General features: G+C 72.7%; 24 protein-coding genes. 13 read left to right on the top strand and 11 right to left on the bottom strand.

Going from position 1 to position 22,913, the window contains the following annotated elements; all coding sequences use genetic code 11:
• Positions 1-244: 244 nt before the first annotated feature.
• The 3 genes from ACFPM7_RS12040 to ppgK form a co-directional block, all read right to left on the bottom strand.
• Positions 245-1,948, bottom strand: a complete 1,704-nt coding sequence (locus ACFPM7_RS12040; protein WP_378247057.1) for a hypothetical protein — start codon at positions 1,946-1,948, stop codon at positions 245-247.
• Between the two features lie 128 nt (positions 1,949-2,076).
• Positions 2,077-3,417 carry an RNA polymerase sigma factor gene (locus ACFPM7_RS12045; RefSeq protein ID WP_378247059.1) on the bottom strand — a complete coding sequence of 447 codons (1,341 nt, stop codon included), beginning with the start codon at positions 3,415-3,417 and terminating at the stop codon, positions 2,077-2,079.
• 204 nt (positions 3,418-3,621) lie between these two features.
• Positions 3,622-4,416, bottom strand: coding sequence for a polyphosphate--glucose phosphotransferase (gene ppgK / locus ACFPM7_RS12050; RefSeq protein WP_378247061.1), 795 nt, complete (start codon positions 4,414-4,416; stop codon positions 3,622-3,624).
• A gap of 59 nt (positions 4,417-4,475) precedes the next feature.
• Here ppgK and ACFPM7_RS12055 point away from each other — a divergent pair, with 59 nt between their 5' ends.
• Positions 4,476-5,306 carry an inositol monophosphatase family protein gene (locus tag ACFPM7_RS12055; RefSeq protein WP_378247063.1) on the top strand — a complete coding sequence of 277 codons (831 nt, stop codon included), beginning with the start codon at positions 4,476-4,478 and terminating at the stop codon, positions 5,304-5,306.
• Between the two features lie 19 nt (positions 5,307-5,325).
• On the opposite strand, the gene cei is transcribed toward ACFPM7_RS12055, so the two are convergent.
• A complete protein-coding gene (gene cei, locus ACFPM7_RS12060) occupies positions 5,326-6,003 on the bottom strand; it encodes an envelope integrity protein Cei (RefSeq protein WP_378247065.1) in 678 nt (225 codons plus the stop codon).
• 523 nt (positions 6,004-6,526) lie between these two features.
• Here cei and ACFPM7_RS12065 point away from each other — a divergent pair.
• A complete protein-coding gene (locus ACFPM7_RS12065) occupies positions 6,527-6,835 on the top strand; it encodes a DUF4193 domain-containing protein (RefSeq protein ID WP_378247067.1) in 309 nt (102 codons plus the stop codon).
• Positions 6,836-6,858: 23 nt separating this feature from the next.
• Here ACFPM7_RS12065 and ACFPM7_RS12070 read toward each other — a convergent pair whose 3' ends face one another.
• The gene (locus ACFPM7_RS12070; protein WP_378247069.1) at positions 6,859-7,323 is read right to left on the bottom strand and encodes a DUF3093 domain-containing protein; all 465 of its coding nucleotides are present in this window, start codon (positions 7,321-7,323) and stop codon (positions 6,859-6,861) included.
• A 24-nt stretch (positions 7,324-7,347) separates the two neighbouring features.
• Between ACFPM7_RS12070 and dut the strand changes: the two genes are divergently transcribed.
• Together dut and ACFPM7_RS12080 are read left to right on the top strand one after the other, a co-directional pair.
• Positions 7,348-7,824, top strand: a complete 477-nt coding sequence (gene dut, locus ACFPM7_RS12075; RefSeq protein ID WP_378247071.1) for a dUTP diphosphatase — start codon at positions 7,348-7,350, stop codon at positions 7,822-7,824.
• Positions 7,825-8,460: a DUF3710 domain-containing protein gene (locus ACFPM7_RS12080; protein WP_378247073.1), complete on the top strand. Its 636-nt coding sequence runs from the start codon at positions 7,825-7,827 to the stop codon at positions 8,458-8,460. It abuts the gene before it with no gap.
• Positions 8,461-8,599: 139 nt separating this feature from the next.
• Here the strand turns inward: ACFPM7_RS12080 and ACFPM7_RS12085 are convergent, their stop codons facing one another.
• Positions 8,600-9,301: an alpha/beta fold hydrolase gene (locus ACFPM7_RS12085; RefSeq protein WP_378247075.1), complete on the bottom strand. Its 702-nt coding sequence runs from the start codon at positions 9,299-9,301 to the stop codon at positions 8,600-8,602.
• Between the two features lie 101 nt (positions 9,302-9,402).
• Between ACFPM7_RS12085 and ACFPM7_RS12090 the strand changes: the two genes are divergently transcribed.
• The 3 genes from ACFPM7_RS12090 to ACFPM7_RS12100 all read left to right on the top strand — a co-directional run bounded on the left by ACFPM7_RS12090 (position 9,403) and on the right by ACFPM7_RS12100 (position 11,619).
• Entirely contained in the window at positions 9,403-9,780 is a 378-nt protein-coding gene (locus tag ACFPM7_RS12090) for an OB-fold nucleic acid binding domain-containing protein (protein WP_378247077.1), read from the top strand.
• 14 nt (positions 9,781-9,794) lie between these two features.
• Entirely contained in the window at positions 9,795-10,505 is a 711-nt protein-coding gene (locus tag ACFPM7_RS12095) for a DUF3159 domain-containing protein (RefSeq protein ID WP_378247079.1), read from the top strand.
• A 166-nt stretch (positions 10,506-10,671) separates the two neighbouring features.
• A complete protein-coding gene (locus tag ACFPM7_RS12100; RefSeq protein WP_378247081.1) occupies positions 10,672-11,619 on the top strand; it encodes an acyl-CoA desaturase in 948 nt (315 codons plus the stop codon).
• On the opposite strand, the gene ACFPM7_RS12105 is transcribed toward ACFPM7_RS12100, so the two are convergent.
• Together ACFPM7_RS12105 and ACFPM7_RS12110 are read right to left on the bottom strand one after the other, a co-directional pair.
• Positions 11,610-12,269 (bottom strand): potassium channel family protein, encoded by a 660-nt coding sequence (locus tag ACFPM7_RS12105; RefSeq protein ID WP_378247083.1) that lies wholly within the window; start codon positions 12,267-12,269, stop codon positions 11,610-11,612. The two genes, ACFPM7_RS12100 and ACFPM7_RS12105, sit on opposite strands and share 10 nt — an antisense overlap.
• Positions 12,269-12,934, bottom strand: a complete 666-nt coding sequence (locus ACFPM7_RS12110) for a potassium channel family protein (RefSeq protein ID WP_378247085.1) — start codon at positions 12,932-12,934, stop codon at positions 12,269-12,271. Before ACFPM7_RS12110 ends, ACFPM7_RS12105 begins: the two co-directional genes overlap by 1 nt.
• A 129-nt stretch (positions 12,935-13,063) precedes the next feature.
• On the opposite strand from ACFPM7_RS12110, the gene ACFPM7_RS12115 reads away from it, so the two are divergent.
• Together ACFPM7_RS12115 and ACFPM7_RS12120 are read left to right on the top strand one after the other, a co-directional pair.
• A complete protein-coding gene (locus ACFPM7_RS12115; protein WP_378247087.1) occupies positions 13,064-15,067 on the top strand; it encodes an APC family permease in 2,004 nt (667 codons plus the stop codon).
• Positions 15,064-16,245, top strand: coding sequence for a class I SAM-dependent RNA methyltransferase (locus tag ACFPM7_RS12120; RefSeq protein ID WP_378247089.1), 1,182 nt, complete (start codon positions 15,064-15,066; stop codon positions 16,243-16,245). Before ACFPM7_RS12115 ends, ACFPM7_RS12120 begins: the two co-directional genes overlap by 4 nt.
• Here the strand turns inward: ACFPM7_RS12120 and ACFPM7_RS12125 are convergent.
• On the bottom strand, positions 16,242-16,985 hold the full coding sequence (locus ACFPM7_RS12125; protein WP_378247091.1) for a hypothetical protein: 744 nt from the start codon (positions 16,983-16,985) through the stop codon (positions 16,242-16,244). The two genes, ACFPM7_RS12120 and ACFPM7_RS12125, sit on opposite strands and share 4 nt — an antisense overlap.
• Before the next feature lie 194 nt (positions 16,986-17,179).
• Between ACFPM7_RS12125 and dxs the strand changes: the two genes are divergently transcribed.
• Entirely contained in the window at positions 17,180-19,102 is a 1,923-nt protein-coding gene (dxs, locus tag ACFPM7_RS12130) for a 1-deoxy-D-xylulose-5-phosphate synthase (RefSeq protein ID WP_378247093.1), read from the top strand.
• Here the strand turns inward: dxs and ACFPM7_RS12135 are convergent.
• Complete coding sequence (locus ACFPM7_RS12135) at positions 19,097-19,744, bottom strand: class II aldolase/adducin family protein (protein ID WP_378247095.1); 648 nt, start codon at positions 19,742-19,744, stop codon at positions 19,097-19,099. The two genes, dxs and ACFPM7_RS12135, sit on opposite strands and share 6 nt — an antisense overlap.
• A gap of 55 nt (positions 19,745-19,799) precedes the next feature.
• Between ACFPM7_RS12135 and ACFPM7_RS12140 the strand changes: the two genes are divergently transcribed.
• A complete protein-coding gene (locus tag ACFPM7_RS12140) occupies positions 19,800-20,465 on the top strand; it encodes a response regulator transcription factor (protein ID WP_378247097.1) in 666 nt (221 codons plus the stop codon).
• A gap of 36 nt (positions 20,466-20,501) precedes the next feature.
• Positions 20,502-21,605: a sensor histidine kinase gene (locus ACFPM7_RS12145; RefSeq protein WP_378247257.1), complete on the top strand. Its 1,104-nt coding sequence runs from the start codon at positions 20,502-20,504 to the stop codon at positions 21,603-21,605.
• Here ACFPM7_RS12145 and ACFPM7_RS12150 read toward each other — a convergent pair.
• On the bottom strand, positions 21,586-22,404 hold the full coding sequence (locus ACFPM7_RS12150) for a DUF72 domain-containing protein (RefSeq protein ID WP_378247099.1): 819 nt from the start codon (positions 22,402-22,404) through the stop codon (positions 21,586-21,588). The two genes, ACFPM7_RS12145 and ACFPM7_RS12150, sit on opposite strands and share 20 nt — an antisense overlap.
• 201 nt (positions 22,405-22,605) lie before the next feature.
• Here ACFPM7_RS12150 and ACFPM7_RS12155 point away from each other — a divergent pair, with 201 nt between their 5' ends.
• Positions 22,606-22,887 (top strand): PIN domain-containing protein, encoded by a 282-nt coding sequence (locus tag ACFPM7_RS12155; protein WP_378247101.1) that lies wholly within the window; start codon positions 22,606-22,608, stop codon positions 22,885-22,887.
• Positions 22,888-22,913 lie beyond the last annotated feature (26 nt).

The following is a 22,913-nucleotide window of genomic DNA, read 5'->3' on the forward strand; positions in this document are numbered from 1 at the left end:
CCGGTGCCCTTCGGCGCGGGTCCGGTTGCCGCCGTGCCCGCACATCTACTCTTACAGACGCGCGGGCGAATGGCAGTGTTCCCAATGCCTGGAATTCGCTGAGTCACGGTTGCTTAACGCACAGGCGCTGAGCCGCGTAAGCCCAGGTCCTGGCAAAACTACGCACCGCTACCATGATCAGGTAATGGGAACGATGACCTGCGTTCACCACGGGCGAACGGTGGTCGAGCACACAATCGACTGGTCAATCACCCGGTTGCCGACTTGACCCGACCCGCCGGATCGCGGTCAGCAGCGGTCCGCTGACGGCGGTCGCCGCCGCCCCCCACGTGACCGCGGCGAGCACGTCCCACAGCGACCCCCAGGTGTCGGCGGTGACGTACAGGGCCGCGAATCCGCTCCACAGGGCCACCACGGCCGCGACGACGGCCGCCGCCGCGTCGCGCACCACCATCGCGGTCTTCCCGGTCCCGGCGACGATGTCGCCGATGCCGTCGAACACCGCCCGCACGACGTCGAACGCCTTTCCGGGCAGTGCCATCTCCCGCACGCCCAGCTCGCCCCGGGGGAGAGGGCCGACCTCCACCAGGCGGTCCACCAGCGCGGTCGTCTCGGCGACATCGGCGCGCAGCCCGGCCACCTCCGTCGGGCGTTCGAGCCTGCCGAGCGCAGCGACGAGCTGGTTGAGGCGCAGCCGGGCCTCGTGCCGGGCCCGGGAGCGGGGCGCGGTCTCGGCGACGACCCCGCGCATCCGCTCCAGGTCGGCCACCAGGGCGAGCAGCGCCGGGATGGCGGCGGTGTCGGCGACCAGGTCGGCGAGGGCGGCGGCGGTGAGGTCTGGCGGTGGGTCCAGCAGCGCGGCGAAGCGCTCGGCCATGCCGGGGAACCGGGTGGCGAGAGCGGGGCCGTTCGCCGCCAAGGCCCGCGCGCCGTCCTCGTAGGGGCCGGTGAGCGCGGCAGCCTCGCGCAGGCGCTTGGTGTCGGTGTCGACGGCGGTGAGGCGGTCGGCGTGGCGGCCCTCGGGCCAGGGAAGCAGCCTGCGCGGGAGCTTCGGCCGGGTGTCCGCCAGCTCGTCGGTGAGCTTCCGCTTCGCCACCGAGACCCGGTCCCGGAGCGGGCCGTCGCCAGGCTCCTGAATGGCTCTGATGGCGTTCCTGCGCCCGTTGTAGGGGCTGCGGTCGGCGGCGTAGGTGGTCCCCGCGATGGCGGCGACGATGCCCGCGAGCAGCCAGCCCAGCGCCGCCACGACCGACGACGACACCCCGACGGAAACCGCGAGCTTCTTGTCGCCGAACTCCAGCGTGCCCGCGTACTCGCCGGTGCCCAGCGACGGCCACCCCGACGGCACCCCCGACAGGTCCAGCACCAGCGCGCCGCCCGCGCAGCGGGCCGTCACGGTCGCCGTGTCGTGCCCGGAGACGACCGGCGCGCTGCGCTCAGCCCCGTCCGGGCACGCCGTCGACGGCACCCGCCCCGGCAGCGGCCGCGCGTCGGAACTGGGTAGCAACGGCGCCCAGTCGACCTCCCACGACTCGACCGACGGCACGATTGCCGCGGCCTCCGCGGCCCGCACCGTGATCGGCCTGCGCACCGCCACCTGATCCGCGGTCGCGACGAAGTATCCGGAGATCGCCTCGGTCGGAGCCGCGCCGACGAGGTCGAGCGAGAGCCACACGTCCCCGCCGGGCCCCACCTCCACCGCCGAGACCACCGAGTCCCCTTGCCGGACCTCGATCCCCACCTCGCTGCGGTCCGCCGAGCGAGCCGTCGCCGCGACCCCGACCGACAGCGCCCGCCCCGTGGTGTTGAGCAGCCGCACCGGCTCCGGCTCCCCGCTCAGCACCACCGGAGTCCCCGCGTCCACCACCTCCACCGGGGCGGCGGTCTGGGCTCCCGCGAGCGGGACCCCCACCAGGAACAGCACAGCGGCGACGGCGAGCGCGCGCATGGGCACCTCCAGCGGGTTGCCCCCACGACATCGCCCGCCACCGGCCTGCCGCTACGCCCCGCCCCCGAACCGAGACGCGCGGAAGGGCCGCCCCGACGGGACGGCCCTTCCGGTGAACAGCGGTCGCTCTACTCCAGGTAGTCGCGCAGGACCTGCGAGCGCGACGGGTGGCGCAGCTTCGACATGGTCTTGGACTCGATCTGGCGGATGCGCTCGCGGGTGACGCCGTAGACCTGGCCGATCTCGTCCAGGGTGCGCGGCTGGCCGTCGGTGAGGCCGAAGCGCAGGCGGACGACGCCTGCCTCGCGCTCGGACAGCGTCGCCAGGACCGACTGGAGCTGGTCCTGCAGCAGCGTGAACGACACCGCGTCCACGGCCACGACGGCCTCGGAGTCCTCGATGAAGTCGCCGAGCTGGCTGTCGCCCTCGTCGCCGATGGTCTGGTCGAGCGAGATGGGCTCCCGGGCGTACTGCTGGATCTCCAGCACCTTCTCCGGGGTGATGTCCATCTCCTTGGCCAGCTCCTCCGGGGTGGGCTCGCGGCCCAGGTCCTGGAGCAGCTCGCGCTGGATGCGGCCGAGCTTGTTGATGACCTCGACCATGTGCACCGGGATGCGGATGGTGCGGGCCTGGTCGGCCATCGCGCGGGTGATCGCCTGGCGGATCCACCAGGTGGCGTAGGTGGAGAACTTGTAGCCCTTGGTGTAGTCGAACTTCTCCACCGCGCGGATCAGGCCCAGGTTGCCCTCCTGGATCAGGTCCAGGAACGCCATGCCGCGTCCGGTGTAGCGCTTGGCCAGCGAGACCACGAGGCGGAGGTTGGCCTCCAGCAGGTGGTTCTTGGCGCGCTCGCCGTCGCGGACGATCCAGCGCAGGTCGCGCCGCATCTGCGGCTGGAGCTTCTCGTTCTCGTCCTCGGCCTTGCGCACGCGCTCGGCGGCGTAGAGCCCGGCCTCGATGCGCTTGGCGAGCTCCACCTCCTCCTCGGCGTTGAGCAGGGCGACCTTGCCGATCTGCTTGAGGTAGGCGCGGACCGAGTCGGCCGAGGCGGTGAGCTCGGCGTCCTTGCGGGCCTGGCGGAGGGCCTCGGACTCCTCTTCGTCCCAGACGAAGTCGCCGTCCTTGGTCTCCTTCTCCTCTTCCTTGACCTCGACCGCGTCGACGGTCTCGTCGACCGGGTCGACCTCCACCTCTTCGAGGTCGGAGAGGTCAGGGTTGTCGGAGCCTTCGAGCTCCTCGGGCTCATCGCCGTCGGCGCCGTCCCCGGCCTTCTTGGCGCTGCCCTTGGCCGCGGTCTTGGGGCCCGCCGCCTTCTTGGTCGTCGCCCGGGGCTTGGCGGCCTTCTTCGCCGTCGTCGCTGTGCCAGCGGCGTCCTGCGGCTCCTCGTCGGAAGCCGGTGCGCCCTTGGTCGTCTTGGCGGTGCTCGCCGACGCCGTCGAGCGCCGGGTTGCGGTTCGTGCGGCTGCCACGTACGCCCTTTCAGAACGGTCCATCGCGACGATCCCAGGCGAAAAGAGCTGATCACGCCTGGTCTCGGTCGGAGTTCGGGGAGAGCCCTTCGGGAGGGCCGCGTTCCATTGTAGCGACGCATCCGGCGGGTGAGGGACGAGCCGACCCCCTCGGCACGTCCGCGGCGGGGGCGGCGGCTCGGCCCGCCCCCGCCGCGGACGGGGCTACCCGCTGACGGACACCGCGGCATCCGCGCTGGTCGGAGCCGCTTCAACGGCCGCGGCGGCAGCGCCGACGATGCCCGCGGCGTTGCGCAGTTCGGCCGCGACGACCTTCGTGCGCACGTCCAGCATGGGAATCCACTTCTCCGCCTTCTTGCTGACCCCGCCGCCCACGATCACCAGGTCGGGCCAGATCAGGTTCTCCAGGACCGAGATGTAGCGCGAGACCCGCGGTGCCCACTCCTCCCAGGACAGGCCTTCCTCCTCCTTCACCGAGGCCGCGGCCCGGGTCTCGGCGTCGTGGCCGTCGACCTCCAGGTGGCCGAACTCGGTGTTGGGCACGAGCTTGCCGTCGAGGAACAGCGCGGTGCCGATGCCGGTGCCGAAGGTCAGCAGCACGACGACGCCCGACTGGTCGCCCGGCCAGCCGTAGCGGATCTCGGCCATGCCCGCGGCGTCGGCGTCGTTGAGCACGACCACGTCCTGGGGCCGCCTGCCGAGCCGCTCGGCGAACAGCGCGGCGGCGTCGGTGCCGATCCACGCCTTGTCGATGTTCGCCGCGGTCTGGGCCACCCCGTGCTTGACGACGGCGGGCAGCGTGACGCCGACCGGGCCGTCCCAGCCGAAGTCGGCGACGATCCCGGCGACCACGTCGGCCACCGCGTCCGGCGTCGAGGGCTGCGGGGTGTCGACGCGGACCCGGTCGCCGACGAGCTGGCCCGCCGCGAGGTCGACCACGCCGCCCTTGATGCCGGAGCCGCCGACATCCACTCCGAAGCCGCGGGCTGGTGCTGCCATCAGCGCGGGTCCCTTCTAATCGATTCAGAACCACTTTTCCGCAGAGGTTAGCCGCTGGGATGCGTCTGTGGTCCGATAGCCGGGTGGGTATCACGGAACAGGACCTCGCCGACATCGCGTTGACAGTCGCCGACGAGGCCGCCCAGCTCGCGCGGACCGTGCGCGCCGAGGCCGTCCGCGACGTCGCCACCAAGTCGACGGTGACCGACGTCGTCACCGCGGGGGACACCGCGGCCGAGGAGCTGATCAAAGCCCGGCTGGCCGAGCTGCGCCCCGGCGACGCCGTGTACGGCGAGGAGACCGGCGGCGCGCTCGGTGACGGCGTCACCTGGCTGGTCGACCCGATCGACGGCACGGTGAACTACCTCTACGGGCACCCGTCGCACTGCGTGTCGATCGCCGCGCAGGTCGGCGGCAGGTCGGTGGCGGGCGCGGTCGTGGAGCCGGTGAGCGGGCGGCGGTGGAGCGCCGCGCGCGGGCACGGGGCCTGGCTGGACGGGGTTCGCCTGTCGGTCTCGGCGCCCGCGTCGCTGGAGTTGACCCTGCTGGCCACCGGCTTCGCCTACGACCGCGACCGCAGGCTCGCGCACGCCGCGGTGGTGGCCGAGCTGCTGGGCGTGGTCCGCGACATCCGCCGGGGCGGGTCGGCGGCGCTGGACCTGTGCGCGGTGGCCGCGGGCTGGGTCGACGCCTACGTGGAGAGCTGGCTGTCGCCGTGGGACTGGGCGGCCGGGGCGCTCATCGCCGAAGAGGCGGGCGCGGTCGTGCGGCTGCCCGGCGAGCACGGCCTCGGTGACTCGGCGGTCTTCGCCGCGGCCCCGGCCATCGCCGACGACCTGGCGCGCGCGTGCGCCGACGCCGGAATGGGCGCGGAGCGCCGAGGCGGATGAGTCGCCTGGACCAGGCGCCCTAGCAGCGGACGTCGCGGGCGGCGGTCAGCAGGTCGGCGGAGAGCTTCGGGCCCTTGCCGTTGGCCTGTAGGCCGCCCTGCTGGTCGGGGTTGCTCTTGGCCCACTGGGCGAGCTGCTCCAGGGCCTTGCGGCCCTCCGGGCGCGGGCTCAAGTGGTCGAAGCGCTGCCCGACGGCGAAGTCGACGGTGGCGTCCTGCCGGTCGTCGCGGATCAGCTCGGCGCACGGGACCATCAGGCTCAGCGTCCTGGCCGCGGACACGCCTTGGGCGCCGAAGCGGATCTGGCCGTGGCAGGCCAGCGCGCCCTCCGGGTACAGCTGGTCGTTGTCGGGGTCGGCCAGCTTCGAGAAACCCTGCTCGCGCAGCGCCTCGGTGACCGAGGTCGCCTGCCGGTTCTGGCCGCTGGCGTTGAGCACCCGGACGAGGGCGTTGCGCGCGGGAGCCGGAGCGGTGCCGTCGAGCGCGTCCTGCGGCAGCACCTCGCCGAGCGGGGCCACCACGTCCTTGAGGGCCTCGGCGGGCACCGGGGACGGCGGGCACGCCCGCGCGTCGGCCTGGTTCTTGTCGACGCCGTTGAGGACCTGCATCCACACCACGCCCGCGGCGATCGCCAGGACGCCCAGGAAGGCCAGCGCGGGCAAGGGCCGCCGCTTGCGGTAGCGCGGTGCCGCCGCCACCCTTCTCACGCCTTGCCCGGACACGTCCCGGCCCTCCTCGACTGCCCCATGCGGCCCACCCCCGGATTGGCGCCAACGCTGCTGCTCAGCCTATTCGGTCTCAAGATCGTCATGTCATTCGGCCACCCCGGTGCAACGCTCCTGTGACAATCGGCGGCCACCAGGGCCGCCTCATCGCCGCGAGCGATGATCCGATGGCGTACAGTGACGCTCCATCGAGATCGCACCACGCGGACGAGGCGGCGGCAACACCATCCCACCCAGGCGGGTGGTGTTCGGGTCCCACCGAAGTACGGCCGGCAAACCCGCGGTTGCCAATCCGATGCATGCGCCCCGGAGGGATGGGCTACCCTCTGCGCGCTTCCCGCACCACACCGCCGCTGCCGAATCGATCCCGAAAGATCCGGCGGGCCGGTGGTGCGGGGAGACGACCGTCACGATGGCGGCCGGGCACAAAACGCGGCGCTGGAACGTTGTCCAGCGACACGACTTACGTCCTGAAGGACCGCAGGGGTGAAGGAAGATGGCGACCGACTACGACGCACCACGCCGCAGCGAGGCCGATGACCTCGCCGAGGACTCTCTCGAGGAGCTCAAGGCGCGGCGAAACGAGACGCAATCCGGCGTCGTCGATGTCGACGAGTCGGACACTGCGGAAAGCTACGAGCTGCCAGGCGCGGACCTGTCGGCCCTGTCCGGCGAGGACCTGACGGTCCGCGTCGTACCCAAGCAGGCCGACGAGTTTACGTGCTCCAAGTGCTTCCTCGTGCACCACCGCAGCAGGCTCTCCGAGGAGAACGGCGGGCTCTACGTCTGCCGCGACTGCGCGTGAGCCACCGCCCGCCCGGAGCGCGGCTAGCCCTTCTTGAGGGCGGCGACCACGCGCTCGGGGTGGCGGGTGCTGAACAGCCAGTAGGGGGTGGGGTCGGCGGGATCGTCGACCCTGACCCTGACCAGCGGCCCGACCCAGCCCTTGTGCAGCAGGTACGCGGCCGGGTCCAGGTTGGGGCCGAGCGCCGCGCGCTTGCCGGTCTTGGGGAACACCTCGACCTCGCCGACGAACTCCAGCGGCAGCCGCGCGTCGCCGACGCGCAGCTCGCCGTCCTCGACGGCCACCCGGGTGCGCCCGGCCCGCCAGATCATCAGCAGGGCGAGCGGCAGAAGCACGACGTAGGGCAGCCACGCCCGCACGCCGGGGTAGCCCATGTGCACCTCGGCGGCCAGCAGGCCTGCGGCGATGAGCGGCAGCGGCCACCAGTACCAGGTCACGTAGAGGCGCTCGGCGTGCGCCGTGCGCACGGTGCTCGGGGTCTGTCCCACGGCACCAGGGTAGTCTCGCCGGTCGTGTCCAGCGTCGAGGTCCTGCTCACCCGGCTCGATCCGGGTGTCCCGCTGCCCGGTTACGCCCGTCCCGGCGACGCCGGGGCCGACCTGGTGACCACCTCGGACGTGGTCATCGAGCCGGGGGAGCGGGTGGTGGTCGGCACGGGCGTGGCGATCGCGCTGCCGCCCGGCCACGCGGGCTTCGTGCACCCCAGGTCCGGCCTGGCCGCCCGCACGGGCCTCAGCGTCGTCAACACCCCGGGGACGATCGACGAGGGCTACCGGGGCGAGATCAGGGTGTGCCTGGTCAACCACGACCCGCGTACCCCGATCTCGCTGCGCCGGGGCGATCGCATCGCCCAGCTGGTTGTGCAGCGGGTCGAGCACGCGGTATTCCGGGAGGTGCCCGCGCTCGGTGCGACCGAGCGCGGCGCGGGTGGCTACGGCTCGACCGGCGGGCACGCGGTGCTCGCGGCAGGCCAGGGGACGGAGGAGTAGGTGGCACTGTTCGGCCGCAAGAAGCGCGAGGAGCCCGCGCCGGTCGTCGAGGAGGTCGATGAGCCGACCCCCGTCGAGGTGGCCGACCTCTCCGAGGGCCCCCACGACGCCCAGGACGCGCCCGAGGACGACCTGCCCAGGCTCGACCTCGGCTCCGTACGCTTCCCCGTCCCCGACGGCGCCCAGCTCCAGGTCGAGATGGACCCGTCGGGCCCGGTCCGCGCGGTCCACATCCTGACCCAGATCGGCCAGCTCACCGTCACCGCCTACGCCGCCCCCCGCTCGGGCGGCCTGTGGCGCGAGATCTGCGGCGAACTGGCCGACCAGCTCCGCACCGACGGAGCCCAGGTGCACAGCACGGTCGGCGACTGGGGCCAGGAGCTGGCCGCCTCGACCGGCGAGGCCGCGCTGCGCTTCGTCGGCGTGGACGGCCCCCGCTGGATGCTGCGCGGTGTCGTGGCCGGTCCCCCCGAGCTGGCCGACCACAGCGCCAAAGCCCTCCGCGAGCTGCTGCGCCGCACGGTGGTCGACCGGGGCACCTCCCCGATGCCGGTGCGCACCCCGCTCCCGCTGGAGCTGCCGCCCGCCATCGCCCAGCACATCGCCGCCGCCCAAGAGGGCCAGGGCCAGGGCTAGCTGTGATGTCCAGGGACGGTGTTCCGGTGTGAGGGGTGACGGCCTGTCGTGAAGACAGGTGAAGGCCTCTGGTTGTGAAGTGGAGCTGTCGGGGACCGCTTCGACCGGGTCACCGGTGACATCACATCTGAAACACGGCCTAGCCCTCGGCCGAGCGCAGGTAGGCGAGCACCACCGCCCTGCCAAGGGATTCCACGTCCGCGCGCATCGTCTCGATGCGCAGGGAGCGCAGGACGCCGCGCGGCAGCGCCGCCGCCCACGCCTGGGCCACGGGCAGCGGGTGGATGGGGTCGTCGGTGAAGGCGGCCACGCCCGCGGGGACGTCCAGGGCCGCCAGGTCCGCCAGCTCCGGCGCCGGGTACGCCGCGGCGGCCTCCAGCGAGTCGGCGAGGCCGTCGCCGTGGCGGGTCCAGGCGCGGGTCAGCTCGGCGGCGAGCCAGGCGGGCACGCCGCGCACCGCCGAGGCGAGCGCCGCGGGCAGGCCGCGGGCGCGGACGTCGGCGGCGCTGTAGCGGGCGGCGAGGGAGGCCGGGGCGTCCGCGGGTGCGCCTGACCAGGCAGGCAGCGCCAGCAGCACCCCGGCGCACCGTCCCGGATTCCGCACCGCCCACAGCGCCGCGACGTGCGCGCCGAAGGACACGCCGCCCGCGATCACCGGACCGCGTTCCGCTGCGCGGTCCAGCGCGGCCAGGTAGGCTTCGGCGAGGCCGGCCCCGGGGACGGGCGCGGGCATCTCCAGGCGCACACCCAGCGCGGACGTCGGCGCTTCCAGGGCGGACCGGACGAACACCTCGTCCGACCCGGTACCCGGGAGCAGCACGGCTGTCGGCTGCTGGGTCACACTGACGCCCTTTTCCTTGTTCCTCCGGTACCCCACGCGGTTACGCTGATTGTGCACGGGTCGTGCAGTCGGGGCCGACCCCACCACAGAGCGGATCCACCATGGGCATGAAGGGGGACGGGGCGTGGCACCGCCTCGTCAAACGGTTGACCACCGACGTCGCCGAACTCGACGCCGACGACCTCTCCACGCAATCCGCGGCGCAGGGCGCCAAGCGCGCGTGCGACTGCGCCTCCGGTGACGAGGTGACGCTCTGCGGCAGGCTGCGCAGCGTGGAACTCTCGCCGAAGGACGCGGTCGCGACCGTGGAGGCCGAGCTGTTCGACGGCACCGACGGCGTCACGCTGGTCTGGCTCGGCAGGCGGCGCATCCCCGGCATCGAGACCGGCCGCACCGTGAAGGCGCGGGGTAGGATCGCTGTTCGCGACGGTCGGAAAGTTCTGTACAACCCGTACTACGAGCTGCTGGCCACTACCTGACCCGCGAAGGACCCATGACGAATCCCCAGCCCGCCGACCCCAAGACCCCGGCGGACGAGGAGCGCCAGGAGACCCTGCTCGAGCAGATGGGCGGCATCAGCGGCCTGATCTACTCCAGCGTCCCCGTCGTGGTGTTCGTGCTGGCCAACGCCTTCTTCGGGCTCAACCCGGCCATCTGGGCCGCGCTGGGCGCCGCCGCGCTGATCACCGTGCTGCGCGTGGTGCGCAAGGAGCCGCTGCAGCCGGCGATCTCCGGGTTCTTCGGCGTGGGCATCGCGGTGTTCATCGCCTACCAGACCGGCGACGCGAAGGGGTTCTTCCTCTTCGGCATCTGGACCGCGCTCGTCTACGGCGGCGTGTTCCTGGTGTCGATCATCATCCGCAGGCCGCTGGTCGGCGTGGTGTGGTCGCTGCTCAACGGCCTCGGCCAGAGCTGGCGGCAGGACCCGGTCGCCCGGCGGGCCTACGACCTGGCCACGCTCACGTTCGTCGCGGTGTTCGCCGCCCGGTTCATCGTGCAGAAGTGGCTCTACGACGAGGACCTGACCGGTTGGCTGGCGTTTGCCAAGCTCGCCATGGGGTACCCGCTTTTCGCGATCGCCCTCGCCGTGACGGTGTGGGCGGTGCGCAAGTCGACCGCGCGCCAGAAGGAGCGGGAAGCGGCCGAGGAGTCCGACGCCGACGTCGAGGCCCGTCTCCGGGAGAAGTACTCCGACCCCGCCTGAGGCGGCCCAGCCCGCGCTGACCCGGCCCCGCCTGAGGTGATCCCACCTGAGGGCTGCCTAAGAGTTCCACCACATTCGGCTTCGCGGTCTTTTCACGCCCCTAGACTTACGGTTACGTAACCGTAGGAACGTCTTGGGGGAGACGTCGACCCCGAGAGGTGACTTCTTGACGACAGCCGTCAAACCCCCGCCGCCCGCACCGAAGCCGCTGCTGGGCCGCCGCCGGAGCAACGCCGAGCACATCAGCGTGTACCTGTTCCTGCTCATCCCGCTGGCCGCGCTCGCCGCGGCCGTGCCGTTCGCCTGGGGGTGGGGGCTGGGCTGGACCGACATCGCCATCGGCGCCTTCTTCTTCATCATCAGCGGGCTGGGCGTCACGGTCGGCTACCACCGCTACTTCACCCACGGCTCCTTCCGCGCCACCCGCGGCCTGAAGGTCGCGCTCGCCGTCGCGGGCGGGCTCTCCGCGCAGGGCTCGGTCGTGGACTGGGTCGCCGACCACCGCCGCCACCACGCGTTCTCCGACCGCGAGGGCGACCCGCACTCGCCGTGGCTGTTCGGCACCGGCCCGATCGCGGTCGTCCGCGGCTTCTGGCACGCGCACATGGGCTGGCTGTTCGACCGCGACCGCACCAACGCCGAGCGCTTCGCCCCCGACCTGCTCGCCGACGACGACCTGCGCCGCGTCGACCGCCTGTTCCCGGTGCTCACGATCATCAGCATGCTGGCCCCGGCCGCCCTAGGCGGGCTCATCACCTGGTCCTGGCAGGGCGCGCTGACGGCGTTCTTCTGGGCGGGCATCGTCCGGGTCGCGCTGCTGCACCACACCACGTGGGCGGTCAACTCGATCTGCCACATGCTCGGCGAGCGCCCGTTCCGCTCACGCGACCGCTCGGCCAACGTCTGGCCGCTGGCGCTGATCAGCTTCGGCGAGTCGTGGCACAACACCCACCACGCCGACCCGACCAGCGCCCGGCACGGCGTGCTGCCCGGCCAGCTGGACATCTCCGCACGGGTGATCTGGATCTTCGAGAAGCTGGGCTGGGCGAGCAACGTCCGCTGGCCCACGCCCGAGCGCATCGAGAAGCTGCGGGTGGAGAAGGCTCAGGCCTGAGCGAACGCCGCCCGGATCTGCGGCTCCACGTCGGCCGAGGCGACGAACAGCAGTTCGTCGCCCGGCTCCAGCGGGTCGTCGGCCTGCGGGACGATGACCCGGCCGCCGCGCAGGATCGTGACCAGCGCGGCGTCGCGGGGCAGCTTCACGTCGCGCACCGGGCGGCCCGCCCACGGCGTGTCGTCGGGCAGGGTCATCTCGACCAGGTTCGCCTGGCCCTGGCGCAGGGTCAGCAGCTGCACCAGCCCGCCGACGCTCACCGCCTCCTCGACCATCGCCGCGAGCACCCGCGGGGTGGACACGGCCACGTCGACGCCCCACGCCGCGGTGAACAGCCACTCGTTGGCCGGGCTGTTCACCCTGGCCACGACGCGGCGCACCGCGAACTCGGTCTTGGCCAGCAGCGAGACGACCAGGTTGACCTTGTCGTCACCGGTGGCGGCGATGACGACGTCGCACAGCTGCAGCCCGGCCTCCTCCAGCGAGGAGACCTCGCACGCGTCGGCCAGCACCCATTCGGCCTGCTCGACGGTGTGCGGCTCGAACTGCTCGGAGTCCCGCTCGATGAGCATGACCTGGTGCTCACCGGCCACCAGCTCCTGGGCGATCGAGCGGCCGACCGCGCCCGCCCCGGCGATCGCGACCCGCATCAGTTGCCCTCCTCCGGCGGCGCCGCCGCGGCGGCCGTCACGTCGCTGACCGTGCCGGACTGAGCCGCCACGTAGACCTGGTCGTCGGCCTGGATGACCGTCTTGGCCGTCGGCAGCACGCCGGTGCCGAACCGCATGACGAACGCGACCCGCGCGCCGGTGGCCTGCTGGAACTCGCGCACGCTGCGGCCGACCCAGTCCTCGTGCAGCGGCACCAGCAGCAGCGCCACCTTGCCCGTCGGATCGCGCCAGGCCGAGGCGACGCCGTCGGGAAGCAGGGTGCGCAGCAGGCGGTCCGTCGTCCACGGGACGGTCGCCACCGTGGGGATGCCGAGGCGCTCGTAGACCTCGGCGCGCTTGGGGTCGTAGATGCGGGCCACGACGTGCTCGACGCCGAAGGTCTCCCGCGCCACCCGAGCCGAGATGATGTTGGAGTTGTCGCCGCTGGAGACCGCGGCGAACGCCCCGGCCCGCTCGACGCCCGCCGCGATCAGCACCCGCCGGTCGTAGCCGACGCCGACGACCTGCTGGCCGTGGAAGTCCGGGCCGAGCCTGCGGAAGGCCTGCTGGTCGCGATCGATGACGGCGACGGTGTGGTCCAGGCGCTCCAGGGCGGCGGCCATCGAGGCCCCCACCCGGCCGCAGCCCATGATCACCACGTGCACGGTGACTCTCCTGTGTACTCGCGCGTCGCCCGACATAACGGACATCCCGGCGACCGCTCGCCGACGACACAGCAGAACCTACCGGTGCCGACGTGGGGGCGGGGTGGGGACGGCATACTCTCTGCTCCCGTGTCCAAGTTCTCCACGGCGGCGAAACGCCTGCTCGTAGGGCGGCCGTTCCGCAGCGACCGGCTGGCGCACACGCTGCTGCCCAAACGCGTCGCGCTCCCCGTCTTCGCCTCGGACGCGATGTCCTCGGTGGCCTACGCGCCCGAGGAGATCTTCCTGATGCTCTCGGTGGCGGGCCTGTCGGCGTACACGTTCGCGCCGTGGGTGGGCATCGTCGTCGTGGTCGTGATGCTGGCCGTGGTCGCCAGCTACCGGCAGAACGTGCACGCCTACCCCTCCGGCGGCGGCGACTACGAGGTCACCTCGGTCAACCTCGGCCGCAAGTCCGGGCTGACGGTGGCCAGCGCGCTGCTCGTGGACTACATCCTCACCGTCGCGGTGTCGATCGCCTCGGCGGCGGCCACCATCGGCTCGGCCATCCCGTACGTGGCCACCCACAAGGTGGAGTTCGCCGTCGCCGCGATCGTCCTGCTCACCGCGGTCAACCTGCGCGGCATCCGCGAGTCCGGCACCGCGCTGGCCATCCCGGTCTACGCGTTCATGGTCGGCATCGTCGGCATGATCGTCTTCGGTCTGTTCCGGGCGTTCGTGCGGGGCGAGGAGATGCCCGCCGAGAGCGCCGAGTTCGGCATCAACGCCGACCACGGCGAGCTGACCGGCCTGCTGCTGGCGTTCCTGGTGCTGCGCGCGTTCTCCTCCGGGTGCGCCGCGCTGACCGGCGTCGAGGCGATCAGCAACGGCGTGCCCGCCTTCCGCAAGCCCAAAGCGCGCAACGCGGCGACGACGCTGCTGCTGATGGGCGGCATCGCCGTCACCATGCTGATGGGCCTGATCGTCCTGGCCCAGGTCACCGAGGTGAAGATCGCCGAGCACCCCGAGACGCAGCTGACCGGCGCGCCCGAGGGCTACGAGCAGAAGACGATGGTCGCCCAGATCGCCGACGCGGTGTTCAGCGACTTCCGGCCCGGCTTCTTCTTCATCACCATCGTCACCGCGCTGATCCTGGTGCTGGCCGCCAACACCGCGTTCAACGGCTTCCCCGTGCTCGGCTCGATCCTCGCCCAGGACCGCTACCTGCCCCGCCAGCTGCACACCCGCGGCGACCGGCTGGCCTTCTCCAACGGCATCGTCGGCCTCGCGGGCTTCGCGATCGTGCTGGTGATCGCCTTCGACGCCGAGGTCACCAAGCTCATCCAGCTCTACATCGTGGGCGTGTTCGTCTCGTTCACCATGAGCCAGCTGGGCATGATCCGGCACTGGAACCGCAAGCTGGCCGCCGAGGAGGACGCGGCCGAGCGCGGACGCATGCGGCGCTCGCGGGCCATCAACGGGTTCGGGTTCCTCATGACCGCCTCGGTGCTGGTGGTCGTGCTGATCACCAAGTTCACCAACGGCGCGTGGATCGCCATCGCCGCGATGGGCGGGCTCTACGCGCTGATGACCGCGATCCGCAGGCACTACGACCGCGTCAGCGACGAGCTGATCAAGGCCGAGGCCGACCGCCCGTCGGTGCTGCCCTCGCGCGTGCACGCGATCGTGCTGGTGTCCAAACTGCACCTGCCGACCAAGCGCGCCCTCGCCTACGCCCGCGCCACCCGGCCGGACGTCCTGGAGGCGGTGACGGTCAACGTGGACGATGTGGACACCCGGCGCCTGGTCACCGCGTGGAACAAGGAGAACTTCACCGTCCCGCTGAAGGTGATCGAGTCCCCGTACCGGGAGATCACCAAGCCCGTGCTGGACTACGTCAAGCGCGTCCGCTCCGACAACCCGCGCGACGTCGTGACCGTGTTCATCCCCGAGTACGTGGTCGGCCGGTGGTGGGAGCAGTTCCTGCACAACCAGAGCGCGCTGCGGCTCAAGGGCAGGCTGCTGTTCCAGCCCGGGGTCATGGTGACCAGCGTCCCGTGGCAGCTGGACTCCTCCAGCAAGGTCAACGAGCGCGACACCATCACGCCCGGCGCCATCCGCCGCGGCCTCACCGGAGACGAGGAGCGCAAGTGAGCGAGTGGACCGGGCGCAGGGTCGAGGCCGAGGTGGGCGCGGTCGCCCACGGCGGGCACTGCGTGGCCAGGGTGGAGGGCCGCGTGGTGTTCGTGCGCCACGCGCTGCCCGGCGAGCGCGTCGTCGTGGAGATCACCGAGGACAAGGGCGGCTCGTTCTGCCGGGGCGACGCGGTCGAGGTGCTCCAGGCCGCTCCCGGTCGGGTGGCGCCGCCCTGCGAGTACGCCCGGCCCAAGGGCTGCGGCGGCTGCGACTGGCAGCACGCCGACGCGGGCACGCAGCGCGGGCTCAAGGCGGCCGTGGTCGCCGAACAGCTCTCCCGGCTGGGCGGTGTCGAGTGGGACGTCGAGGTCGAGGACCTGCCCGGCGGGCTCGGGGACTGGCGGACCCGGGCGCGCCTGGCCGTCGACCGCTCCGGGCGCGCGGGCTTCCGCGCGCACCGCAGCCACCGGGTGATCCCCATCGCCGACTGCGTGATCGCCGCGCCGGGGACGGTCGAGGAGGTGGTCGACCGCACGTGGCGCACCGGCGCCGAGGTCGCCGTCTCGGTGGACTCCACCGGCCGCACCCACATCGCCGAGCTGACCGAGCGCGGTCGCCGGGTCCGCCACGTCGTGGGCGCCCCGGAGTCGACCGAGCTGGCCGCCCGCCGCGAGTGGCGCGTCGACGCGCACGGGTTCTGGCAGGTCCACCCGGACGCCGCCGACGTGCTCGCCGAGGTGGTCGAGCGCTGGGCCGACGTGCCCGACGGCGGCTGCGCCTGGGACCTCTACGCGGGCGCGGGCCTGTTCGCCTCGGTGCTGGCCCGGCGCGCGGCGACGGTGGTCGCGGTCGAGGCCGACCGCCCGGCCGCCGAGCACGGCGCGGAGAACCTGGCCGACCTGCCGCAGGTCCGCGTCTTCGCGGGCAAGGTCGAGGACGTCCTGGCCGCGGAGGAGCTGCCCGCCCCCGACGTCGTGGTCCTCGACCCGCCGCGCAAGGGCGCGGGCGGCGAGGTGGTCTCGGCGATCGCCGCCCGCGAGCCCGCCCGCGTGGTCTACGTGGCGTGCGACCCGGCCGCGCTGGCCAGGGATGTCGCCACCTTCGCGGGCCTCGGCTACGCGCTGCGCGATCTCCGGGCCTTCGACGCGTTCCCGATGACCCACCACGTGGAATGCGTGGCGCTGCTGGCCCGCTAGGGAGCTGGAGGGGGTGCCCAGCCCGGCGGTCGCTGCTGCTGCTGGGGCTGGCCCCACGGCGGCGTCGGCGGGCCCTGCGGCGGCGGGCCGGGGGGCGGTCCCTGGCGCTGCGGTGGACCGGGCGGGAACGGCGGCGATCCCGGGGGAGCGGGCGGGAACGGCGGCGGACCCGAGGAGCCCGGCGGGAAGGGCGGCACGGGGCCGCCGGGACGCGGCCCGGGACCACCCGGACCGGGGAAGCCCTGACCAGGAGTTCCGGGGGCGGGAACGGGGGTGCCGTGAGCGGGCGTGGCCGGCCCGGCCGCCGCTTGTACCCGTTCGCGCAGCCACTCCGGAATGTGGCCATCCTCACGGGGGAAGAAGCGCAGTTCGTCGGTGAACCCGATCGGGGGTGGAACGCGCCGCCAAGGGGGCTCGACATCGGGCTCGAACTCCACCGCGTAGTCGCCCGGGGGCTCGATCTCGTAGACCGCCGAGATCCACGTCCCGCGCCCGGCCCGGTACATCCCGCCGCGCAGCGTCCGCAGCCCCTCGACCATCTCGGCGGGCGGGCGCACCGACACCGGGACGCCGTCCGCACCGGTAACGATCAAGTCGACCTCGACGTGCCGCCCGACGGAGCGGTACTCGGCTCGCAGCTTCTGCCACCGAGGCCCCGCGACCGCCACCATCGCGCGGCCGACCTGCTTGGTCAGCCGGGTCAGTTCGGCCGCGGTCATGGCCATGTTCGGCTCGGACACCCGTTCGTCCCCCACCGGCAACCCTTTCCCCCTATCGTGCGGGCCAAACCTTACCCGTCCGGAGCAGCGGCCGCGCAGTGATCGGCCCCGGACGGCGCGGCGGGTCTTCACAACCGGCTCGTAGACTGGCCGGTAAGTCCGAGAGGACCCCCCGCTAAGCAGTCGAGGGCTTGAGAGGACGAGGTGACGACTCGGTGACGTTGCTGGACACCGTGCACGGACCGGCCGACCTGCGGCGGTTCACCCGCGAGGAGCTGGACCGCCTGGCCGTCGAGATCCGGTCGTTCTTGGTCGACAAGGTCACCCGGGTCGGCGGCCACCTCGGGCCCAACCTGGGCGTCGTGGAGCTGACGATCGCCCTGCACCGGGTGTTCGACTCCCCGCAGGACCCGATGATCTGGGACGTCGGCCACCAGGGCTACGTGCACAAGATCCTCACCGGCCGCCGCGGGGCGTTCGACGACCTGCGCCAGCAGGGCGGCGTCTCCGGCTACCCGTGCCGCTCGGAGAGCGAGCACGACTTCGTGGAGAACAGCCACGCCTCCACGGCGCTGTCCTACGCCGACGGCATGGCCAAGGCCTACGAGCTGCGCGGCGAGCAGCGCACGGTCGTCGCCGTCGTCGGCGACGGCGCGCTCACCGGCGGCATGTGCTGGGAGGCGCTGAACAACATCGCCGCGGGCAAGGACAGGTCCGTGGTCATCGTCGTCAACGACAATGGCCGCTCCTACTCCCCGACCATCGGCGGCCTGGCCGACCACCTGACCTCGCTGCGCCTGCAGCCGGTCTACGAGCGCGCGCTGGAGGGCGGCAAGCGGGTGCTCCAGGGCACCCCGGTCCTCGGCAAGCCGCTCTACGCGGCCCTGCACGCGGCCAAGCGCGGCATCAAGGACGCGCTGAGCCCGCAGGTGCTCTTCGAGGACCTGGGCATCAAGTACCTCGGCCCGGTCGACGGCCACGACGTGGAGGCGCTGGAGGCCTCGCTGCGCCGCGCCCGCGACTTCGGCGGACCGGTGATCGTGCACGCGGTGACCCGCAAGGGCAACGGCTACCCGCTGGCCGAGAACGACGAGTTCGACCAGATGCACCAGACCGACCCCATCGACCCGGACACCGGCGCCCCGCGCAAGACCAGGGGCACCACCTGGACGCACGTCTTCGCCGACGAGCTCGCCCAGGTCGGCGCCGAGCGCCCGGAGGTCGTGGCGATCACCGCGGCCATGCTGCGCTCCACCGGCCTGGCCCCGTTCGCCGAGCGCTTCCCCGAGCGCGTCTTCGACGTCGGCATCGCCGAGCAGCACGCCATCACCTCGGCCGCGGGCCTGGCGATGGCGGGCCTGCACCCGGTCGTGGCGATCTACTCGACGTTCCTCAACCGCGCCTTCGACCAGATGCTGATGGACGTGGCCCTGCACCGGCTGCCGGTCACGGTGGTGCTGGACCGCGCGGGCATCACCGGCCCGGACGGCGCCAGCCACCACGGCATGTGGGACCTGTCGATGCTGGGCATGGTCCCCGGCATCCGCATCGCGGCCCCGCGCGACGCGGGCACCCTGCGCGCCGAGCTGCGCGAGGCCGTCGGCGTGGACGACGGCCCGACGGTGCTGCGCTTCCCGAAGGCCGCCGTCGCCGACGACGTCCCGGCGGTGGCCCGCCGCGGCGCTGTCGACATCCTCCGCGAGCCCGGCGAGTCCGCCGACGTGCTCCTGGTGACCGTCGGCTCGTTCGCGGGCCTCGGCCTGGCCGCGGCCGAGCGCCTGGCCGCCCAGGGCATCGGCGTCACCGTCGTCGACCCGCGCTGGGTGACCCCGGTCCCGGTCGAACTGGCCGAGCTGGCCGCCGAGCACAAGCTGGTCGTGACGGTCGAGGACTGTGGCCGCCACGGCGGCTTCGGCTGGTCGCTGGCCGCCCTGCTCCGCGACTCCGACGTGGACGTCCCCCTGCGCGACCTGGGCATCCCCAACACCTTCCACGACCACGGCAGCCGCGACGAGGTCCTCTCCCGGCTGGGCCTGACCGCCCAGGACGTCGCCCGCAGGGTGACCGGCTGGGCATCGGACCTGATCGTCCGCGGCGAGGCGGCGGAGCGGCCCGAGCAGGTGCGTCCGGAGCTATAGCTCCCGGACGCGCCCGTAGGAGAGCTTCGAGACCTGCGCCTGGTACTCGGCGCGCTCCGCCCTGTCCAGGGTGCGGGGCGTGCCGAGGGTGGCGGCTCGCCAGTAGAGGGTGCAGCCCCACTCCAGGAGCAGGGCGCGTTCGGTGGCGGTGGCCAGGTCGGCGCCGTGGGTGAGGGCGCCGTGGTTGGCCATGAGGGCGGCTGAGCGGCCGTCCAGGGCGTCGAGGACGGCCTCGGCCAGTTCCGGGGTGCCGAAGGTGCGGTACGGGGCCACGCGGACGGTGCCGCCGAGGTCCATCAGCTGGTAGTGGACGCAGGGCAGCTCGTCCACCACCAGGGACACCGCCGTCGCCATGGTGGCGTGCGTGTGCACGACGGCGCCCGCGCGGTAGCGGCGGTACACGCCCAGGTGCAGGTCCAGCTCCGAGGTGGGGGCCAGGGTGCCGTCGACCACCTCGCCGTCGGGGTCGACCACGGTGATCTGCTCGGCCCGGACCTCGGCCATCCGCACGCCCGTCGGGGTGATCGCGACGAGGTCGCCGCTGCGGGCGCTGACGTTGCCCGCCGTCCCCAGCACCATGCCCTCGGCCGCCAGCCGACGGGCCTGCCTGGCCACCTCTTCGCGCACCGCACGCAGCTTCATGGGCCGATCATGCCCAATCGGGACGGTCCAGCGGCAGGTGTGGCACCGTTGTGGGGTGCGAATCCTGATAGTGGAGGACGAGGAGCCCCTGGCCGAGGCGATCGCCCGCGGCCTGCGCCGAGAGGGGATGGCGGTGGACGTCGCCCTCGACGGCGACGAAGGGCACGAGAAGTCCAGCATCACCCGCTACGACGTCGTCGTCCTCGACCGCGACCTGCCCGGCATGCACGGCGACGAGCTGTGCCGGGAGATCGTCGCCTCCGGAGCGCTGACCCGCGTGCTGATGCTGACCGCCAGCGACGCGGTCGCCGACCGGGTCGAGGGGCTGTCCCTGGGCGCCGACGACTACCTCGCCAAGCCGTTCGCCTTCCCCGAGCTGGTCGCGCGCGTGCGGGCGCTGGCCCGCCGGGCGACCCCGGTGACGCCGCCGGTGCTGGTGGCGGGCGACCTTGAGCTGGACCCGGCCCGGCGCACGGTGAGCCGCGCGGGCGAGCCGGTGGAGCTGACCCGCAAGGAGTTCGGCGTGCTGGAGGTGCTGCTGGCCGCCCGCGGGTCGGTGGTGAGCAGCGAGGAGCTGCTGGAGCGCGTCTGGGACGAGAACGCCGACCCGTTCACCACGACGGTGCGGGTCACGGTCATGACCCTGCGCAAGAAGCTCGGCGACCCCGGCCTGATCGACACCGTCGTCGGCTCGGGCTACCGGGTGCGCGCGGCGAAGTAGGTGGGGCTGCGCGAGCGGATCACGCTGCTGACGACGATGTTGGTGGCGCTGGTCAGCGCGCTGCTGCTCTGGCTGGGGTGGGTGCTGGCGGGCGGCGTGGTGGCCTCGGTGCCGTCGCTGCCGCCGGGGGAGACAGTGCTGGTCGGCGGGGTGCCCGTGGAGGCTGAGCAGCTCGGCGCCGCGCTCGCCGCCGACGCCCGCAGACGGCTGCTGCTGGCGGGCTCGGTGGCGATGGTGTGCGTGGTGACCTCGACCGGCCTGCTGGCGTGGGTGGTGACGGGCCGGGTGCTGCGCCCGCTGCGCGAGGTGACCGCGACGGCGCACCGGCTGTCGGTGGAGTCCCTCGGCTCGCGCATCGACCACCGCGGCCCCCGCGACGAGGTCGCCGAGCTGGCGGACACCTTCGACGCGATGCTTGACCGCCTGCAGGCCGCCTTCGCCGCTCAGCGCCAGTTCGTCGCCAACGCCAGCCACGAGCTGCGCACCCCCCTGGCGGTGATCCGCACGGAACTCGACGTCACCCTCGCCGACCCGGACGCATCCGTGCAGGAGCTGCGCCGGATGGCCGACGTCACCCGCGCGGCGACCCTGCGCGCGGGCCAGCTGGTCGAGGCTCTGCTGGTCCTGGCCAGGACCGACGGCCTGGGCGTCGGCGCGACGGGCCCGGTGGACCTGGCGGCGGTGGTCGCCTCGGCGTGGCGCTCGACGCAGGGCGACGCCGAGGCCCGCCGGATCACGGCGCGCTTCCTGACCGAGCCCGCGGTGGTGCTGGGCGACTCGGCGCTGCTGGAGCGGGTGGCGGGCAACCTGCTGGAGAACGCCGTGCGCCACAACAACGACGGCGGCTGGATCGACGTGCGGACGTCGGGGGACCAGCTGTGGACGGAGCTGCGCGTGGCGTCCTCCGGCGCGGTGGTCGCCCCGGACCGGGTGGAGGCGCTGTTCGAGCCGTTCCGGCGCGGCGGGGTGGACCGCACGGCGCACCGGGGGACGGGGCTGGGCCTCTCGATCGTGCGGGCGGTGGTGCGGGCGCACGGGGGCGTGGTGGCCGCCGAGGCGGTGGCCGGGGGCGGCCTGGTGGTGACGGTGAACCTGCCCGCCCTGCGCGCGGGCCTGCCGGTCAGCGCTCCAGGCGGCTGAGGAGCTTCTGGGCGTCGTGGGGGGCGTGGCCCTCGGCGTCGTTGTCGAAGTAGGCGTAGACATCGCCCGACCTGCGCCAGGCGCGGATCTTGCGGGCCCAGTCGTCGAGCGCCTTGGCGGGGTAGCCGCTGGAGTACACGTCCTCGTCTCCGTGTAGGCGCAGGTACATGAAGTCGGCGGTGACCTCCTCGATCTGCGGCCACTCACCCGCCGCCGAGGCGACCACGATCGCGGCCTCCTTCTCGCGCATGAGGTCGGTGAACTCCTGGCACACGAACGTGGGGTTGCGGACCTCGAAGGCGTGGCGCAGCGGGCGGTCGGCGTCGGTCGTGGTGTGGGCGCGGCCGTCGAGGCGCTCGTCGTGGTGCTCGGCGAGGGCGGCGGCTTCGGCGGTGGTGCGGGGGAGGGCGTCGAGGAAGGCGGTCACGCGGTCGACGTCGAAGCGGAAGTTCGGGGGCAGCTGCCACAGGATCGGGCCGAGCTTGGGGCCCAGGGCCAGCAGGCCGGAGGCGAAGAAGTTCGGCAGCGTCACCTCGGGGTTCAGCAGCCGCTTCATGTGGGTGACGAACTGGGACCCCTTGACCGCGAAGACGAAGTCCTCGGGGGTCTGCGCACTCCACGACTCGTAGCTGGAGGGCTTCTGCAGGGAGTAGAACGACGCGTTGATCTCCACCGACCGCACGCGCGCGGAGAGGTACCCCAGCTCCTTCTTCTGCGTCGTCCCCTGCGGGTAGAACGCCCCTTTGCGCCAGTGCGGGTACACCCACCCCGACGTCCCGATCCAGATCTGCCCGGCCACGGGGACATGATGCCTCCCGCAGGTGAAACGAGCTGGAGCACATGGGTAGCACTTTGCTGGGCTGGATGCGTGAGCGAGAGCATCAGCCGGCGCGAACTACGCAATGACAATGCGGTGATCATGCGGCGGGTAGAGGCAGGCGAGAGCTTCACAGTGACCAGAAGATGACTTCTTCGGCCCAGATGACCCCGACGACACGGCATGGCCGGCGTGAGCGTCCTGCTGGACACCTCGGTGGGGATCGACATCGAGGTGGTCGACCTCGGGCGGCGGGCACACGATGAGCTGTTCGTGAGCGCGGTGACGATCGCCGAACTCGCCCAAGGCCCCAACACGAGCGACCCGTTGCAGCGGTCCGCCCGGCACGATCGGTTCTACTGGACACTGGATCAGTGCGACATCGTCGACTTCGGCCTTGTCGCCGCCAGGCAATACGGCACTCTGTGCGGGCTCGTCCGGCTGGTGGACGTCGTCCCCGTCTGACCCCTTCGTGACCTCGGCCCCGGGCG

Origin of the sequence: Actinokineospora guangxiensis, assembly GCF_042657845.1 — a bacterium.
Taxonomy (GTDB): Bacteria; Actinomycetota; Actinomycetes; order Mycobacteriales; family Pseudonocardiaceae; genus Actinokineospora; species Actinokineospora guangxiensis.

Bases quoted from the DNA above. Each gene is read 5' to 3' on its own strand.
- ACFPM7_RS12040 (WP_378247057.1), bottom strand. From the start codon at position 1,948: ATGCGCGCGCTCGCCGTCGCCGCTGTGCTGTTCCTGGTGGGGGTCCCG.
- ACFPM7_RS12145 (WP_378247257.1), top strand. From the start codon at position 20,502: ATGTTGGTGGCGCTGGTCAGCGCGCTGCTGCTCTGGCTGGGGTGGGTG.
- ppgK (WP_378247061.1), bottom strand. From the start codon at position 4,416: ATGGCAGCACCAGCCCGCGGCTTCGGAGTGGATGTCGGCGGCTCCGGC.
- ACFPM7_RS12065 (WP_378247067.1), top strand. From the start codon at position 6,527: ATGGCGACCGACTACGACGCACCACGCCGCAGCGAGGCCGATGACCTC.
- ACFPM7_RS12155 (WP_378247101.1), top strand. From the start codon at position 22,606: ATGGCCGGCGTGAGCGTCCTGCTGGACACCTCGGTGGGGATCGACATC.
- ACFPM7_RS12090 (WP_378247077.1), top strand. From the start codon at position 9,403: ATGGGCATGAAGGGGGACGGGGCGTGGCACCGCCTCGTCAAACGGTTG.
- ACFPM7_RS12095 (WP_378247079.1), top strand. From the start codon at position 9,795: ATGACGAATCCCCAGCCCGCCGACCCCAAGACCCCGGCGGACGAGGAG.
- ACFPM7_RS12135 (WP_378247095.1), bottom strand. From the start codon at position 19,744: ATGAAGCTGCGTGCGGTGCGCGAAGAGGTGGCCAGGCAGGCCCGTCGG.
- ACFPM7_RS12105 (WP_378247083.1), bottom strand. From the start codon at position 12,269: ATGCGGGTCGCGATCGCCGGGGCGGGCGCGGTCGGCCGCTCGATCGCC.
- ACFPM7_RS12055 (WP_378247063.1), top strand. From the start codon at position 4,476: ATGCGTCTGTGGTCCGATAGCCGGGTGGGTATCACGGAACAGGACCTC.